This window comes from Rhizobium sp. K102, assembly GCF_022385315.1.
GTDB lineage: Bacteria > Pseudomonadota > Alphaproteobacteria > Rhizobiales > Rhizobiaceae > Rhizobium > Rhizobium croatiense.
The window spans coordinates 340,116-356,517 of record NZ_CP092435.1 but is presented as its reverse complement, the minus strand read 5'-3'; the positions used below and the strand labels follow the sequence as shown (position 1 = coordinate 356,517).

Genomic DNA, 16,402 nt, shown 5'->3' with positions numbered 1-16,402 from the left:
GGATCCGTTGAAGACGAATGTCGTTGCCCACCGCGATTTCCGCATCGCGACCATTGACGCCAGGCTCTACAGTTCATTCCTCGAGCATCTCGGCAGAGCGATCTACGGCGGCATCTACGAGCCCGGACATCCGACAGCCGATGAAGACGGCTTTCGCCGCGATGTCCTCGATCTCGTCCGTGATCTCGACACGCCCTACTGCCGTTATCCCGGCGGCAACTTCGTCTCGGCCTATAATTGGGAAGACGGCGTCGGCCCGCGTTCGGAGCGCCCTGTTCGTCTCGACCTTGCCTGGCGCACCCGCGAAGCCAATCAGATCGGCGTCAACGAATTCGTCGACTGGTGCAAGAAGGCGAACACCAAGCCGATGCTCGCCGTCAATCTCGGCTCACGTGGCCTCGACGCCGCCCGCAATTTCCTCGAATATTGCAATCATCCCGGCGGCACCTACTGGTCGGATCTGCGCCGCAAACACGGCTGGTCCAATCCGCACGATGTCAAATTGTGGTGCCTCGGCAACGAGATGGACGGCCCCTGGCAGGTCGGCCACAAGTCGGCTTATGAATATGGTCGGCTCGCGGATGAGACGGCCAAGGCGATGCGCGGCTTCGACAAGTCGCTCGAACTCGTGGTCTGCGGCTCGTCCAATTCCGATATGAAAACCTATCCCGATTGGGAGGCCCAAGTCCTCGAGCAGTGCTACGACAGCGCCGATTATATCTCGCTGCATATGTATTTCGCCAACCGCGAGAAGAACACGCTGAACTATCTCGCCCGCGCGACCAAGCTCGACCGCTACATCACCACGATCGGCGGCGTGATCGACTACATCAAGGCGAAAAAGCGCTCGAAGAAGACGATCGGCATTTCCTTCGATGAATGGAACGTCTGGTATCATTCCAACCAGCAGGACAAGGAGATCCTGGCGCGTGACGAGTGGCCGGATGCGCCGCATCTGCTCGAAGACGTCTATAATTTCGAGGACGTGCTGCAGGTCGGCGGCATTCTGAACACCTTCATCCGCCGCTCCGACCGGGTGCGCATCGCCTGCATCGCCCAGCTCGTCAACGTCATCGCCCCCATCATGACCGAGGATGGCGGCGCTGCCTGGCGCCAGACGATCTATTATCCCTTCTACTACGCCTCCAGATATGGCCGCGGCACGGCGCTTCAGCTCGTCGTCGACGGCCCGACCTATGACAGCGACGAGGAGAACGAGGTTCCCTATCTCGACGTCTCGGCCGTCCATTCGGAGGATGGCCGGACGCTCACCTTCTTTGCCGTCAACCGCCATCCGGACACAGTGCTCGATCTCGACGTGCGGTTGGAAGGTTTCGGCGGCGCCCGGCTGATCGAACAGGTGGAGATGAGCCATGGCGATCTCGAAGCCGTCAATACGGCGCAGCGGCCGGAAACGGTCGTGCCCGCCAAGGTCGAGAGCGCAAGGGTTGAAGACGGACGGGTGCGGGCGGCGCTGAAACCGCTGTCCTATAACGTCATCCGGCTGTCGGTGTGAATTAGATGGTTAGAACATGATGTCTTCCGAAAACCGCTGATGATTTTCGGCATCATGCCTCTGGGATATTCGGTTCGGCTGCGAGGAGGCAGGCGGACTGGAGAAATGGTTTGCTGAAGACCTGGAAGTTCCCGGGCTTCTGCGAACCGGCAACCGCGACATGCCCCTGCGTGCCCCAGCGGCCGCGGCATGATCGCTTTCAAGGGAGGAGTTCATGCAAAAGTGGAAGAGGTTTGCATTCGGCTTCGTGCTGGCCACCATCGGCCTGACCGCAGTGGCCGGAGCCCAAGAATACACCTCCTTGCCGCGCAAGGAGACGCTCATCGTCGAAAATCCGGAAGGGACGATCAAGAATCCCGGCTGGTTCAACATCTGGGTCAATGGCGGCGGCGGGGTTTCGACCGGCCTGCAGCAGCTGACCATGGATACGCTCTGGTATATCGACCCGGAACAAGGGCTTGGCGGCGCGAGCTGGGACAATTCGCTCGCCGCCGACAAGCCGCAATATAATGCCGACTTCACCGAGATGACCGTGAAGCTGCGCAAGGGGCGCTACTGGAGCGACGGCGTGGAATTCACGGCCGATGACGTGGTCTATACCGTCAAGACGCAGATGGAACACCCCGGCATGGTCTGGAGTGCGGCCTTCACGGTGCAGGTGGCAAGCGTCGAGGCGACCGATCCCCAGACCGTCGTGTTCAAGCTGAAGAAGCCGAATTCGCGCTTCCATTCGATCTTCACCGTGCGCTGGAACGGCGCCTGGATCATGCCGAAGCATGTATTCGAGAAGGTGGAGGATCCGCTTCGCTATGACTTCGCCAATCCAGTCTCGCTCGGCGCCTACAAGCTCAAGGCGTATGATCCCCAAGGCCAGTGGTATACCTGGGAGAAGCGCGAGGACTGGCAGCGGACATCGCTTGCCCGCTTTGGCGAGCCGGGCCCGAAATATGTAACCTATGTCGATCCCGGCCCGCCGGATAAACGGACGATCGCTCAGCTCGAGCACAACCTCGATATCATTCACGACAATACGCCGGAGGGCATGTTCACCCTCAAGGAGAAATCCAAGTCGGTCGAAACCTGGTTCCCGGGCTTCCCCTTCGCCCATCCGGATCCGACACTTCCGGCCGTCATCTTCAACACGCAGAATCCGCCCTTCGACAAGGCCGATGTGCGCTGGGCGCTTGCCCTGTTGATCGACATTAAGGCGGTCGACATGGCGAGCTACCGCGGCGCTGCCACGCTTTCGGCGCTTGGCGTACCGCCTACGGCGGCCACGATGAAGGACTATCAGGCGCCGATGCAGGATTGGCTGAAGGACTTCGAAATCGATACCGGCAAGCGCAAGATCAAGCCTTATGACCCGACCATCGGACAACAGATCGCCGATATCCTGCGCAAGCAGCCGAAGTTCAAGGATCAGATCCCGACCGACCCACAGGCGATCAGCAACGCCTTCGGCTATGGCTGGTGGAAACCGGATCCGCAGGCGGCGACCGAGCTTCTCGAGAAGGCCGGCTTCAAGAAAACCGGCGGCAAGTGGATGACGCCTGACGGCCAGCCGTTCCGGATCCGTATGACGGTCGAGGGCGATACGCGCTCCGTCTTCACCCGGGCCGGCACGCTGATCGCACAGCAATGGGCCGCATTCGGCATCGACGCCAAAGCCGTGCCCGCCGCCAAACTTTGGCAGACGGCGCTGCAGCCCGGCGATTTCGATGTGGCGATCGCCTGGAGCGTCGAGACCTGGGGCGGCGATCCCGACCTCTCCTTCTTCCTCGAAAGCTGGCACTCGCAGTTCGTTGCCAAGAAGGGTGAAAACCAGCCGCCACGCAATTGGCAGCGCTGGTCTAATCCGGAGCTCGACAAGATCATCGAAAACATCCGCGGCATCGGCGCGGACGATCCGAAGGGCATCGAGCTCGGCAAGGATTATCTGAAGCTGGTCGCCCGCGAAATGCCGACGATCCCGCTGATGTCCTATAACGTCTTCACCTCGATGGATACGACCTATTGGACCGGCTATCCGACGATCAAGGACCCCTATACGGATCCGGTGCCGAACTGGGCGAATTCGAGGCTGATGATGGTCAAGCTGAAGCCGGCTCAACCGAAATAAACCTCCCAACGCCGGCGCGGGAGCCATCGCGCCGGCCCCCTCATCGGCGGGCATGTGCCCTAGCTGCCATGCTCGTCGATCCTTTCCAGAAAGGAACCAGAGAGGAAGCTCCGCCTTATGACGTCCTATCTGCTCTTTGTGCTGAAGCGGTTCGGTCAGTTTCTGCTCGTCGTCTTCCTCGGCGTGACGATCACCTTCTTCGTCACCCACCTGACCCCGATCGATCCGGTCGAAGAAAGCATAGGCGCCATCACGCAGATGGGTCAGTCCGACCCGAATGCGATCGAATTGATGCGCCAGTCGCTTCGCGAGCTTTACGGCATGGAAGGCACGATCTGGCAACAATATCTGCACTTCTGGCTGCGGCTTGCGACAGGCGATCTCGGCCCCTCGCTCTCGGCCTTTCCGACCCCCGTCTCCACCATCATCCTGCGCTCCCTGCCTTGGACGATCGGGCTGATGACGGTCGCCACGCTGATCACCTTCGTGCTCGGCAATGCGATCGGCGCGCTCGCCGGCTACTACAGGAAGAACATGGTGCTCAAGGGCGTCAGCCTCGTCTTCATCGCGCTGCTGCCCATTCCCTATTATATTCTCGCCTTCGTGCTTCTCATCGTCTTCGGCTATCTCTGGCCGGTGCTGCCGATCACTGGCGGCTACGAGATGAACACCAATCTGGACCTCTCTTTCGCGCTCGTCCTCGACATCCTCGAACATTCCATCCTGCCCGCCCTGTCGCTGATCCTCGTCGGAACCGGCAGCTGGCTGATCGGCATGCGGGCGCTCGTCTCCAACATCATCACCGATGATTACGTCACCTTCGCCGAACTCGGCGGGGTGCCGAAGAACAAGATTCTCCGCTCCTATATCGCCCGCAACGCCATGGTGCCGCAATTCACCGGCCTTGCCATGTCGCTCGGTGCCATCTTCAACGGCACCGTCATCACCGAAATCGTCTTCGGCTATCCCGGTATCGGCAATCTGCTGATCGAAGCGGTGCATGCCGGCGACTACAGCCTGGTGCTCGGCCTCAGCGCCCTCTCGATCGTCGGCGTCGCCGCCGCCGTCTTCATCATCGACGTGCTGAGCCCGCTGATCGATCCGCGCATCAAGGTGGAATAGGCCATGTTTACCATCATCCGCGACCTCTCACGCCACAATATGGAATTCCTCTGCGGCCTGCTGCTTTTTGCCGTGATCGTTGGGCTGGTCATCCTGTCCTATTTCTCGCCCTATGGCTCGACCGACATCTATCTCCTGCCGCCCGACATGCCGCCCGACGGCGAATACTGGCTGGGCACGACATCGCGCGGCCAGGACGTTTTCTGGCAGCTGACGACCGGTCTTCGCAACACGCTCTATTTCGGCATCGGCGTCGCCTTTCTCTCGCGCATCATCTCGCTGGTCGTCGGGCTGGTGGCCGGTTATGCCGGCGGCGCAGTCGACCGGGTGCTGATGGCGATCAACGACAGCGTCATGGTGATCCCACAATTTCCGCTGCTGATCCTGTTCTACTTCGTGCTGAAGGACAGCATGACCTGGGCCGCACTGATCGTCATCATGGCTTCACTCGGCTGGTCCTATGACGCCCGCTTGATCCGCTCGGTGGCGATCGGCCTGAAGACCAGGCCGTTTACCACCCAGAGCGTCTATTCCGGCATGACGATGCGCAAGATTCTCATCGAAGAGCACCTGCCCTATGTGCTGCCGATCGTCTTCGCCACGACGATGAACAACATGATCTGGTCGATCGGCATGGAGATTACGCTCTCGGTGCTGGGGTTCACCGACATCGAAACGCCGACCATGGGCATGATGATCTACTGGGCCAACGCGCATTCGGCGCTGATCTCGGGCATCTGGTGGTGGGTGGCCGCCCCGGTCGCCGTGATCGTCATCCTCTTCCTGGCGCTCTTCCTGCTGTCGATGTCGATGAACGAATACAATGATCCGCGCAGCCGGCTCAACCGGATGGGAAGTTAGTATGGATCCTTTGGTCGAAATCCAGAACCTGAAAGCCTACTACCGCGCCTTCCTCTACGGCGTCGATCGAGAGGTGCGGGCTGTCGACGACATCAGCCTGACGATCGGCCGCGGCGAGGTCTATGGCGTTGCAGGCGAATCGAGCAGCGGCAAAACGACGCTGATCAAGACGATCGCCGGCGCCATCCGGCCGCCGCTGAGGGTCGTATCGGGCAACGTCAAATTCCATTTCGCCGGCGGCACTCAGGATATCTATGCGATGACGCCGGAGGAGCGCATGGCGCTGCGCTGGCGGCATCTGTCCTATATCATGCAGGGCTCGATGAATGTGCTCAATCCGGTGCGCCGGATTCGCCATTCCTTCACTGACTTCGCCTTTCGCCACATGCCGGTCGGCAAGCAAGTGTTCTTCGAAAAGGTCGCCGCGCATCTGCAGCGGCTGAAGCTCGATCCGCATCTGCTCGACGCCTATCCCCACGAACTCTCCGGCGGCATGCGCCAGCGCACCACCATCGCACTCGCCACCATCCTGACGCCGGAATTCATCATCGCCGACGAACCGACGACCGCGCTCGACGTCATCGTTCAGCGCGACGTGCTGTCGATGATCCGCGACATCCAGCGCGAGATGGGCTCATCCTTTCTGTTCGTCACCCATGACATGGGCGTCCACGCCACTGTTTCCGACCGCATCGGCATCGTCTATGCCGGACGCCTCGTCGAGGAAGCGCCGACCGCCAAGCTCTTCAGCATGCCGCTCCACCCCTATACCCAGCATCTGGTCGGCAGCCTGCCGCGCATCGGTGATGCCTCGACGCGACCCTCGCTGGAGGGGCGCCCGCCGAATCTTGCCATGCCGCCGGAAGGCTGCCGTTTTCACCCGCGCTGTCCGAAGCGGATGGATATCTGCTCGCAGAAGGTGCCACCACTCGTTACCGTCGAGCCGGGGCGGCGCGTCGCCTGTTTTGCAGTTACGGGAGATCAGGTTTGACGGCTCTGCTTCACCTCTCGCATGTCACGAAAGTCTACCGGCAGGGCGGCATGCTCGGCCGGCGCCTGATCACCGCCGTCAAGGATGTCAGCTTCGAAGTCGGGGCGGAACCGGAGATCCTGTCGATCGTCGGCGAATCCGGCTCGGGCAAATCGACGATCGCGGCTATGATCCTCGGTCAGACCGAACCGACGGAAGGGCGACTGGAGTTTTCCGGCAAAACCGTCTCCATCCATAGCCGATCCGAACGCAAGGCTTTCATGAAGGAGGTCCAGCCGGTTCTGCAGAACCCGTTCGAAGCCTTCAATCCGCTGAAGCGGGTCGATCGCTATCTCTTCGAGACCGCCCGCAATTTCTCCGCCTCGGGAAAGCGGCCGGACCGGAAGGAGGCCGAGCGCATGGCCGATGCCGCGCTCCATCACGTCGGCCTCACCCTCGAAGAAGTGAAAGGCCGCTTTCCCCACGAACTCTCCGGCGGCCAGCTTCAGCGCGTCGCCATTGCCCGCGCGCTGATCCCGCAGCCCCGCCTGCTGGTCGCCGACGAGCCAGTCTCCATGGTCGACGCCTCGCTGCGCATGGCGATCGTCAACTTGTTCGGCCGCCTGAAAAACGAACTCGGCCTTTCGATCATCTACATCACCCACGACCTCGCCACCGCCTATTACATCAGCGACAACATCATCATCATGCGCAAGGGCGAAATCGTCGAACGCGGCCAGGCTCGCCCCGTGCTCGACAATCCGCAGCATCCCTATTCGCGGGCGCTGAAGGATGCGGTGCTGGCGGCGGATTTCAGCGCGGCGGTGTGAGCGCGGGTAGCCGACATCGGCTCGGCTTAGATACAGCGTCTGATTTGGGGCGAACGCTTGCGCTTCCTGCACAAGCAGGTTAAAACACTGAACTAGATGGTTCAGTATGTAAGTTCTCCCCTCGACCTCTCGTTTGCGGCGCTGTCCGATGTGACTCGCCGCGGGATCATCGATCAGCTGGGGCGGGGGGACGCGTCGATCACCAGTCTCGCGGATCAGTTCCAGATGACGCTGACCGGCATGAAGAAGCACGTCCAGGTTCTCGAGCGGGCCGGGCTCGTCCTCACGCAGAAGGTCGGACGGGTAAGAACCTGCAAGCTTGGGACACGCGGCCTCAAGGCGGAGGCCGAGTGGATCGAGGCCCATCGCAAGCTCTTCGAGGCCCGCTTCGAAGCTTTGGACGAAATCATCAGCGAGATGCAACAGGAGGGAAGCGATGACTGAGCAAGTTAACGATGCAGGTGGCGCTGAGAATCGCACGTCGGTCGAGCGCAGAGGCGATCGCGAACTCCTGGTAACCAGGACATTCAATGCGCCACCGGTCACGGTTTACAGGGCGTGGACCCAGCCCGAGCTCTTCCGGCGCTGGTGGGTGCCAAAATCGGTATCCGGTATTTCGCTCGTCTCGTGCGAGATGGACGTGCGTACTGGCGGCAAATATCGGCTGGAATTCGGCGCCGGCGGTTCGGACACCATGGCCTTCTATGGCAAGTATCTCGAGGTGGTGCCGAACCAGCGCATCGTCTGGACCAACGACGAGGGGGAAGAGGGCGCAATCACGACCGTGACCTTCGAGGACCAAGGCGGGAGGACGCTCCTGACTTTCCACGAAGTCTATCCGTCCAAGGAGGCGCTCGAGGAAGCCCTGCAGGGCTCGGCCGTCGCATTGCCGGAGCAGTTGGAGCAGCTCGACGAATTGCTGTCCAGCATAGGCAAATAACCCGAGTGGAGAAAATCGCCTCGAGAAAGCGTCTGCTCCTGGAAAGAGACTCCACCGCGCTTTCTCGCCGGAGCGAGGCGCCAGACATTAATCCTTACTCCAAATGTTCAGGTGCCCGGCAGTCCTAACGGCCGTCTTGAGGGGGCGATGCCGCCTTCTCGCGGACGAGCTTGAAATTGCGTTGCGCAGCCGAAAATTAGTTGACCGCAGTTATCAAGGATTATACGCGCTTCGGCCAGTTTTCTGCCATTCGAAGCGCGAGCATGACCCCCGCCGACCTGTTTCCTGAAATCGCTCGCGCCGATCAGCGCCCGGCCCTTATCTCCGCCGACGGACGGACCCTCTCCTATGCCGACCTCAATGCCCGTACGCTGCGCTTTGCCGAGCGGCTGGGACGCGGGGAAAAGCGGCTTATTGCGATTTCGGCTGACGTTTCGGAACATGTGATCGTCGCCTATCTCGGCGCGCTGCGCGCCGGCCATGCAGTGGCGATGCTGCCGCCCTGCGATGACAGGCTGCGGCAAGAGTTTCTGTCGGCCTTTCGGCCTGATTTCACCTACCGCCCGGCCGGCGGCCGCTGGCGGCTCGTCCGGGAAAGCCGGCCCGGGCAAAGCGACGCGCCGCTGCATCCGGATCTCGCATTGCTGCTGATGACCTCAGGCAGTTCCGGGCTCGCGAAAGCCGTGCGCCTGTCCTATGCCAATCTTGACGCCAATGCGCGTGCGATTGCCGGTTATCTCGAACTCTCCCCTGCCGACAGAACCGCGCTCGTCCTGCCGCTTCATTATTCCTACGGCCTCTCCGTCATCCATTCCCACCTCGTTGCCGGCGGCAGCATCTTCATTCCAGGCGTCTCCGTGGTGAGCGAGGATTTTGCAAGACTGCTCGGCGAAAGCGGCTGCACTAATCTTTCGGGCGTGCCCTATTCCTATGAGCTGATGGAAAGGACGCGCTTCCGAAGCCACGAGCTGAAGGCGCTGCGCTTCATGACGGTGGCCGGCGGAAGGCTGGCGCCCGAACTTATCCGCATCTATCGCGACCATATGCGCGCGAACGGCGGCCGCTTCTTCGTCATGTATGGCCAGACCGAGGCGGCCGCCCGCATCGCCTTCGTGCCGCCGGAAAGCCTGGCCGACAATGAGGAGCGGATCGGCATCGCCATTCCCGGCGGCAGCCTCAGCCTCGTCGGCGATGACGGGCATCCGCTCGACCGACCTGACGTTGCCGGAGAACTCGTCTATGCCGGCCCGAACGTGATGATGGGCTACGGCGCCGATCGCGCCGATCTTCAGCGGGGCGCCGAGGTCGCGGCATTGAAGACCGGCGATATCGCCATGCGCGACGAGGACGGTTTCTTCCGGATTGTCGGCCGCAAGAGCCGTTTCGCCAAGGTCGCCGGGCTCCGGATCGGCTTCGACATCATGGAACAGGTTCTGGCCGAGGAGGGAATCGCGGCCGCCGTTGTCGGTGACGATCACGGTCTGCAAGCCTATGTGACCGACGCCGCTTCCGCCGATCGGGCGCTAGGGATACTCGTCGAGGCGAGCCATCTTCCGGCGAGCCTGGTCTCCGTCAGGGCGCGACGAGAGCTCCCGAGGCTTGCCTCCGGCAAGATCGACTATGCCGGCCTCCGCGACGAGATGCTGGCGACGCGCGAGACGAGGCGAGCCGCGGCGGTCAGCGTGCTCGATGCCTATATCAGCGTCTTCTACCCTCACAGCGTGAGCCGCAGCGACAGCTTCGTCTCGCTCGGTGGCGATTCCCTCCGCTTCCTGCAATTGACGATGGAACTCGACAGACTTGGCATCGAGCTGCCGGAAGGCTGGGAGCAGACGGCGATCGCCGAGCTCGATATCAGCCCTCAGGTTGCACGGACTTACATCGCAGAGGTCAGGGCGCTGCCGACCGATCTGGTGCTGAGGGCGATCGCCATCCTGCTCGTCGTCACCCATCACGAAATGCTCTGGCCCATTCCCGGCGGATCGGGCGTGATGCTGCTCCTCGTCGGCTTCAGCCTGGCACGTTTCCAGTCGGGCCATTTCCTCGCCGGCAATTTTCGCCAGGCGCTGCGGCCGGCAATCCATGTTCTCATTCCCTATTTTCTCATCGTTGCCGCCTATGGGCTCGCCTGGCGCACAGTTCCCTGGGCCTCGGTCACGCTGACCGGCAATTTCGGCTATGCCGAGCCGGAGCGCCTCGAGATGCTTCCCTATCTCTACTGGTTCATCGAAGCCTATGCGCAGATGCTTCTCGTCTTCTCGCTGATTTTCGCCCTGCCTGCGGTGCGAAGGCTGGCGCGATCGCAACCCTTCGCCTTCTCGCTCGCCCTCCTGGCGCTGGCGGTCACGGCGCGGTTTTCTCTGCCGCTCCTCTTCGATATCGGCAGGCGGCAGATTTTCACCATCTACTGGGGCCTGCATCTCGGCATGTTCGGCTGGTGCGCGGGCATCGCCGACAAGAAGATGCAGCGGATCATCCTGACGGCGCTTGCCGCCGCCGTGCTTGGTTATCTCGCCTTCTGGGAAACGCTCTGGATCGGAACGACGGTGAAATATCTGACGATCTTCGCAGCGCTTCTCGCCCTTCTCTACCTGCCGCGCATTCACTTGCCCGTGCGGCTGGGGCGTCTCGTGACGCTGATCGCCGTCTCGGCCTTTCCCACCTACCTGCTGCACCGTTTCGTGCCGGAACTGCTGATGCCGCAGACAGCGGCCGTGCTACCGGCTCCCCTCTTTCATCTGCTGGCGATATCAGGTGGCCTGGCGCTCGGCGTCATCGCCAACAAAATCGCGGCCGACCTTCGCAATCTGCTTGGCGGGATAGCAATGGCTCGCGGCACGGGCGGACGTACGGTGATGGCGGAGCCTGTCTGAACCGCAAGCGAACAGCAGAATATATTAGCAGCACCGCACGAAAAGCTTGCATGCAGGCATTAAATCGGATGTCCTGAGCATGGCTTCAGTGGTGTTGGGCGCCCCGCTATGAAAACCCTCGACGCACGAATTCGGTTTACAGGTGAGCGGCGACAGGTCACGGCCCTTTTCTATGACATTGTCGGTTCCACCGAGCTCTTGTTGCGCAGCGAGCCGGAGAAATTCTTCCGGTCTGTCTCGGCGTTACATCAGAGCGCCGAAGCGGTCATCAGGAAACACGGGGGATTTCTTCATCAGCGGCTCGGCGATGGCGGATGCTGCTTCTTCGGCTATCCCGAACAGTCCGAGGATGCCGCCGAAAGCGCGGTGCGCGCTTCTCTGGAACTGCTGCGCGTCGCGGCCGGAGCCGAGACCACTACCAAGGCCAAGGGACGCCGGCCGTTCCGGCTGCGGATCGGGGTCGCCACCGGGCTTGTCGTCTTCTCCACGCAAGGTGATGAGATCGTCGGCACGGCGCCGGTTCTGGCGGCCCGGCTGCAGGCCGAGGCCGACCCCAATTCCGTCCTTGTCGCCGATTCGACCGTCCAGCTCACCCGACAGAAATTCGATTACAGCCTTCTGCGGGAGGCAAGGCTCAAAGGCTTCGAACATCCGATTGCGCTGTGGCGCCCGCAGGAGCGCGACCAATCGGCCCCGGAACCATCGCCGTCCCAGGGCCAGGACAGGCCGATCCGCGGCCGGGAAAAGGAGCTTGCCGCCCTTTCCAGCGCCTGGAATTCGGCGCTCGGCGGCAAGGGAAGCCTGATCGCCGTCGTCGGCGAGGCCGGCATCGGCAAATCCAGGCTGGTCGGCGAATTCGCCGAAAGTCTGCGGCAGAGCGCGCATGAGACCGTGGTCTTTCAATGCGGCAGGCGCCTGGAGAGCCAGCCGCTGCATCCATTCGTTTCGTTTCTCGAGAGGCTGGCCGCCGAACCCGCGGTCCTGAAGGATGGCGACAACGACGCCTTCATGCGGGCTCTTCAAGCTTCCGGCCGACAGCTCGATGCATCCGTCGCCGACACCATCCTCGCATTCACCGCCGAGCGCTCGCCGGCGACGTCACGCAATATCCGCGTCTCCGATCTCTCCGGGCGCGCCTTCAGGCGGAAGGTCATCGAGGCCGCCGCCGACATTCTGACCTGCAAGGCCGCCGGTCTCCCGACACTCCTCATCTTCGAGGATGTGCACTGGGCCGACGACATGACGCTGGAACTGATCGACAGGCTGGGATCGCTGGCGGCCGGGCTTCCGATCCTGGTCATTCAGACATCGAGAATCCGACGATCTCTCGCGGTTGCCAGCGAGATCGAATTGCCGGGGCTGACAGCTGCGGCGGTTCGCGATCTCGTTGCCTCGATCTGGCGGGAGCATCCCCCGCCCGGCCTGTCGGATTTCATTCTCGACCAATGCGACGGCATGCCGCTCTATGCGGAAGAACTGGCCAGCTTCTTCCGCGGCAGGCAGCCCTTGGGCAAATCACTCTCGGAATGGAAAGGGCTGCTCAGGGAAGGCGGCGTCACCTCGCTCAACGATCTGCTGTCGGCCAGGCTCGCTGCGACCGGTTCGGCACGCCGAGCGGCGCAATTTGCCAGCGTCATCGGCCGCGAATTCAGCATCTCGCTGCTCACCTACCTCCTCGAAGGAGTCAGCCGCCGCAGCGTCGACGTCGATATCGAGCAGCTTCTGTCGCAAGGTATCATCGAGCGTTCGACCACCTCGCACGGCTCCTATCAGTTCCGGCACGTGCTGGCGCAGGAAGCGGCCTATAGCAGCCTACTCAAGAGCGACCGGCGCCGCATCCACCGGCGGATCGCCGATCTCCTGATCGGTGAAGGAAAGCCCAGCCTGCCGGCGGCAATCGCCGCCTGGCAGTGTGCCGAGGCAGGCCTGCATGACGCGGCCGCCCGATTTGCCCTGGCGGCGGCGGAGGCAAGCGCCCTCCGCTCGGCAATGCAGGAGGCAAATGTCTCGCTCGAACTCTGTGCCGAGGCGGTCGACAGCCTTTCCCGGCGCCACCCCGACCGCACCGAACTCGCGCTCAGCCTGTTCGAACTTCAAGGCGTCGTCGCAAGCGCGCTCGAAGGCGAGGGATCGGAGAGCGCGCGGCGGGTCTATGCCCGCGCCATGCAGCTTCTGCGCAAACAGCCCTCGGCCGTGCGCGTCAAACATTTCCCGGTCTATTGGGGATGGTGGTTCACCGCCCCCAACATTCTGACCCAGCAGTCACGCGCGCGCATTCTCATCAGCGACATGCAAGCCGTCGAGGATCGGGAGACGAGGCTTCAATCCTATCACTGCGGCTGGGCGACGAGCTTCCACGCCGGCGAGCACGGCTTTTGTCTCGACTGTGTCGCCAAGGGCCTCGCGCTCTACGATCCGGAAAGCGCGGTGCGCAACCGGGCCTTCTTCGGCGGACATGACGCCAAGGTCTGCGGGCTCGGCGAGAGCGCCCTTTCCTACCTGCTGCTCGACGAAGCCGAGGCGAGCGAACATGCGATCGGACAATGCCTGGAATGGGCAAGCGCCACCGATCACGCCGGCAGCATGGTGCATGCGCTCTATTACGCCATGGTGCTTGCCCGCTGCCAGGGCCGCTATGACGACGTCCATGCGCTCGGCGAACAGATGTTGTCGCTCGCCGAGCGGCACGGGCTGGCGGCAAGCCAGGCGCGGGCCAACATGTATTGCGGCTGGGCGGAACTGATGACCTCGTCCGCAGCCGGCGGCGAAGAGCGTTTTGCCGGCGGCTTGGCGCTTCAGCAGCAATTGGGCACCGACGACAATTTTTCCATGCACAGCGACATGCATGCGCAGGTGTTGCGGCAACGCGGCCGGTCCGCCGAAGCCCTGGCGACCGTCCAGAATGCGATCAATGTCGGGCGCAGCAGCGGCCAATCGTTCTGGCTTGCCGAACTCTACCGCCTCAGCGCCCAACTGAGGGGCGATCTGAGCGAACCGCCCTCATCGATCAGACGAGACCTGACACGTGCCATCCAGATTGCCGACGGACAGAAGGCCGCCTGGCTGGCGAAAAGAGCAAAGCAAAGCCTGGACGGACTGCCGCGGCCCTAGAACAGGATGATTTTAGGCCCGGTCGGCCTAAAATCTGAATCCTGTTCTAAATTAAAGAGTTAGAGCATGATGTCGTCCGAAAACCGCTCACACTTTTCGGCATCACGCTCTAGCAGAGATGAAGGATGTGATGGACGAAGCGACGCTCGATAACATCCTTGATATCGTCTTGAAGACCGCGGTCCCCTCGCATCCCGATCCCCGGCAGACGGTGCAGCGCATCCTTGCGCGCAGACAGGATTATGGCATCACCAGGCTGGGTTCGATCACCGGGCTCGATTGGATCGGCATCCCGGTTGTCCAGGTCGTACGGCCGCGCTCTCGCTCCGTCGCCGTCAGCCAGGGCAAGGGGCTGACCCTGCCGCTGGCGGCGATATCGGGCCTGATGGAATCCCTGGAAGGCTGGGCCTCGGAACGGATTGCGCCGGAGCGCATCTTCAAGGCAAGCCTGCGCGCCATGAACGCACAGGAAGACTGGTCGCATCTCGGCATCGGCCGGGACGAGGAGATGCTCTCCTGGATTGCCGGGCTGGATCTCCTTTCGAGGCGGCAAGTGGCCGTTCCGCTTGCCCTCGTCGATACCGCCTATATCGTCCCGTCGCCACATCCCCATTGGATCGCCCGCGACACCACGGGCCTCGCCGCAAGCACGAGCCTGCAAGGTGCTGTCCTGCATGCCTGCCTGGAGATCCTGGAGCGGCAGGCCCGCTGCACGGCGATGAAGACCCCGCATTTCTTCGACCGCTTCCAGATCGACGCCCGGTCGGTGCAATCGCGAAACGCCGGCGACATTTTGCGGCAGCTCTGCAAGGCAGGTTTTGTCGTCGGCATCTGGCAGATCCCGGCGCCGCACGCCCTGCCGATCTACTGGTGCCACGTCATGGAAGATGCCGGCAGAGCCCCCTTTGCGCCGCTGCCGGCCGAAGGTTTCGGCTGCGATATCAGCCATGATCGCGCGCTGACCAGCGCCTTGCTGGAAGCCTGCCAGTCCCGCCTTGGCGTCATTTCGGCGACGCGCGATGATATCAGGACGGAGCTTTATAATTATGCCGACGCCGGGGAACTGGCCGCCTGGCGCCTGCAACTCGCAAAGGCGGGCCGCTCCTTCCCCAAAGACTGTTCTGCGGCCGAAGAACGATCCCTTGCGCCAGTCATCGAGGCATTGAAGCTCGCCGGCGCGCATGCGGCCGTCCTTGTGGTTCTTCATTCGGATGACCGCATCCCGCTTCACGTCGTCCGGGTCGTTGCGCCGCCGCTGGAAACGAATCCGGAGGCCGATCTTGCGGGATGACATCGTGGTTTTTCTCGGCCCCACCCTCTCTGAGCCGCAAGCCCGGACCTATCTGGATGCGATCTATCTTCCTCCTGTCGGCTGCGCGGATGTCGTGCGCGCAGTGGCCAAATATGCGCCCGCGGCGATCGTGCTGATCGACGGCGTCTTCGGGCAGCTGCCGGCCGTCCGCCACCAGGAAATCCTGTGGGCGATGGCCCGCGGCGTGCGCATCTACGGCGCCGCCAGCATCGGCGCGCTGCGGGCCGCCGAACTCGCGCCGCAGGGAATGATGGGCCACGGGCTGATCTATCGATGGTACCGGAGGCACCTGCTCGCCGACGATGCCGACGTCACGGTGCCGATGGCGCCCGCAGCACTCGGATCACGCGCCCTCGGTGACGCCCTCATCGACATCAGGCTGACGCTCAAGAAGGCCGTACGCATCGGCATCATTCAAAGACGGCTGCGATGCGAGCTCGAATCCTTGGCGCGCGCGCTTCACTTTAGCGAAAGATCCTTCCCGAAGCTCTTGGCGGCGGCCGAAAACAATTGCGGCGCCGCGGGCGAAATCGAAGCACTAAAGGCCTGGCTGCAAGCCGGAGCGGAAAGCCGAAAGTGCCGCGATGCGGTAAATCTGCTGACATATCTCGCCGATCAAAAGATCAACCGGTTGAATGAAGACATTCATTTTGCATTTGAACTTACGGAATCATTCGCCCGCGACATGGATTACTACAACATCCTCGATATTCTATTGCAGAAAGGCACGTAGTACTGGTATAGTCGA

12 protein-coding genes are annotated in these 16,402 nt (G+C 62.1%); all 12 read left to right on the top strand.

The genetic code is table 11. The annotated features are described in order from the left end of the window. Nucleotides 1-7 precede the first annotated feature (7 nt). The 12 genes from MHI61_RS05590 to MHI61_RS05535 all read left to right on the top strand — a co-directional run bounded on the left by MHI61_RS05590 (nucleotide 8) and on the right by MHI61_RS05535 (nucleotide 16,387). Nucleotides 8-1,516: an alpha-N-arabinofuranosidase gene (locus MHI61_RS05590; RefSeq protein WP_239789541.1), complete on the top strand. Its 1,509-nt coding sequence runs from the start codon at nucleotides 8-10 to the stop codon at nucleotides 1,514-1,516. Nucleotides 1,517-1,730: 214 nt separating this feature from the next. Further along, nucleotides 1,731-3,635, top strand: a complete 1,905-nt coding sequence (locus MHI61_RS05585; protein ID WP_239789540.1) for an ABC transporter substrate-binding protein — start codon at nucleotides 1,731-1,733, stop codon at nucleotides 3,633-3,635. Nucleotides 3,636-3,752: 117 nt separating this feature from the next. Next, nucleotides 3,753-4,757 carry an ABC transporter permease gene (locus MHI61_RS05580; protein WP_239789539.1) on the top strand — a complete coding sequence of 335 codons (1,005 nt, stop codon included), beginning with the start codon at nucleotides 3,753-3,755 and terminating at the stop codon, nucleotides 4,755-4,757. A gap of 3 nt (nucleotides 4,758-4,760) precedes the next feature. After that, nucleotides 4,761-5,618 carry an ABC transporter permease gene (locus MHI61_RS05575; RefSeq protein WP_239789538.1) on the top strand — a complete coding sequence of 286 codons (858 nt, stop codon included), beginning with the start codon at nucleotides 4,761-4,763 and terminating at the stop codon, nucleotides 5,616-5,618. A 1-nt stretch (nucleotide 5,619) separates the two neighbouring features. Beyond that, nucleotides 5,620-6,609: an ABC transporter ATP-binding protein gene (locus MHI61_RS05570; protein ID WP_239789537.1), complete on the top strand. Its 990-nt coding sequence runs from the start codon at nucleotides 5,620-5,622 to the stop codon at nucleotides 6,607-6,609. Next, nucleotides 6,606-7,418, top strand: coding sequence for an ABC transporter ATP-binding protein (locus MHI61_RS05565; RefSeq protein WP_239789536.1), 813 nt, complete (start codon nucleotides 6,606-6,608; stop codon nucleotides 7,416-7,418). Before MHI61_RS05570 ends, MHI61_RS05565 begins: the two co-directional genes overlap by 4 nt. A gap of 96 nt (nucleotides 7,419-7,514) precedes the next feature. Then, on the top strand, nucleotides 7,515-7,862 hold the full coding sequence (locus MHI61_RS05560; protein WP_239789535.1) for a helix-turn-helix domain-containing protein: 348 nt from the start codon (nucleotides 7,515-7,517) through the stop codon (nucleotides 7,860-7,862). After that, a complete protein-coding gene (locus MHI61_RS05555) occupies nucleotides 7,855-8,358 on the top strand; it encodes an SRPBCC family protein (RefSeq protein ID WP_239789534.1) in 504 nt (167 codons plus the stop codon). The genes MHI61_RS05560 and MHI61_RS05555 overlap by 8 nt, the downstream gene beginning before the upstream one ends. Before the next feature lie 263 nt (nucleotides 8,359-8,621). After that, a complete protein-coding gene (locus tag MHI61_RS05550) occupies nucleotides 8,622-11,231 on the top strand; it encodes an AMP-binding protein (RefSeq protein WP_239789533.1) in 2,610 nt (869 codons plus the stop codon). A gap of 108 nt (nucleotides 11,232-11,339) precedes the next feature. Continuing rightward, nucleotides 11,340-14,342 (top strand): AAA family ATPase, encoded by a 3,003-nt coding sequence (locus MHI61_RS05545; protein ID WP_239789532.1) that lies wholly within the window; start codon nucleotides 11,340-11,342, stop codon nucleotides 14,340-14,342. A 130-nt stretch (nucleotides 14,343-14,472) separates the two neighbouring features. Continuing rightward, on the top strand, nucleotides 14,473-15,633 hold the full coding sequence (locus MHI61_RS05540; RefSeq protein WP_239789531.1) for a YcaO-like family protein: 1,161 nt from the start codon (nucleotides 14,473-14,475) through the stop codon (nucleotides 15,631-15,633). Further along, entirely contained in the window at nucleotides 15,554-16,387 is an 834-nt protein-coding gene (locus MHI61_RS05535; protein WP_345774851.1) for a TfuA-like protein, read from the top strand. Before MHI61_RS05540 ends, MHI61_RS05535 begins: the two co-directional genes overlap by 80 nt. Nucleotides 16,388-16,402: the final 15 nt, after the last annotated feature.

Coding starts and splice junctions, on each gene's coding strand:
- MHI61_RS05540 (WP_239789531.1), top strand. CDS start 14,473: ATGGACGAAGCGACGCTCGATAACATCCTTGATATCGTCTTGAAGACC.
- MHI61_RS05535 (WP_345774851.1), top strand. CDS start 15,554: ATGACCGCATCCCGCTTCACGTCGTCCGGGTCGTTGCGCCGCCGCTGG.
- MHI61_RS05580 (WP_239789539.1), top strand. CDS start 3,753: ATGACGTCCTATCTGCTCTTTGTGCTGAAGCGGTTCGGTCAGTTTCTG.
- MHI61_RS05545 (WP_239789532.1), top strand. CDS start 11,340: ATGAAAACCCTCGACGCACGAATTCGGTTTACAGGTGAGCGGCGACAG.
- MHI61_RS05555 (WP_239789534.1), top strand. CDS start 7,855: ATGACTGAGCAAGTTAACGATGCAGGTGGCGCTGAGAATCGCACGTCG.
- MHI61_RS05575 (WP_239789538.1), top strand. CDS start 4,761: ATGTTTACCATCATCCGCGACCTCTCACGCCACAATATGGAATTCCTC.
- MHI61_RS05570 (WP_239789537.1), top strand. CDS start 5,620: ATGGATCCTTTGGTCGAAATCCAGAACCTGAAAGCCTACTACCGCGCC.
- MHI61_RS05550 (WP_239789533.1), top strand. CDS start 8,622: ATGACCCCCGCCGACCTGTTTCCTGAAATCGCTCGCGCCGATCAGCGC.
- MHI61_RS05585 (WP_239789540.1), top strand. CDS start 1,731: ATGCAAAAGTGGAAGAGGTTTGCATTCGGCTTCGTGCTGGCCACCATC.
- MHI61_RS05560 (WP_239789535.1), top strand. CDS start 7,515: ATGGTTCAGTATGTAAGTTCTCCCCTCGACCTCTCGTTTGCGGCGCTG.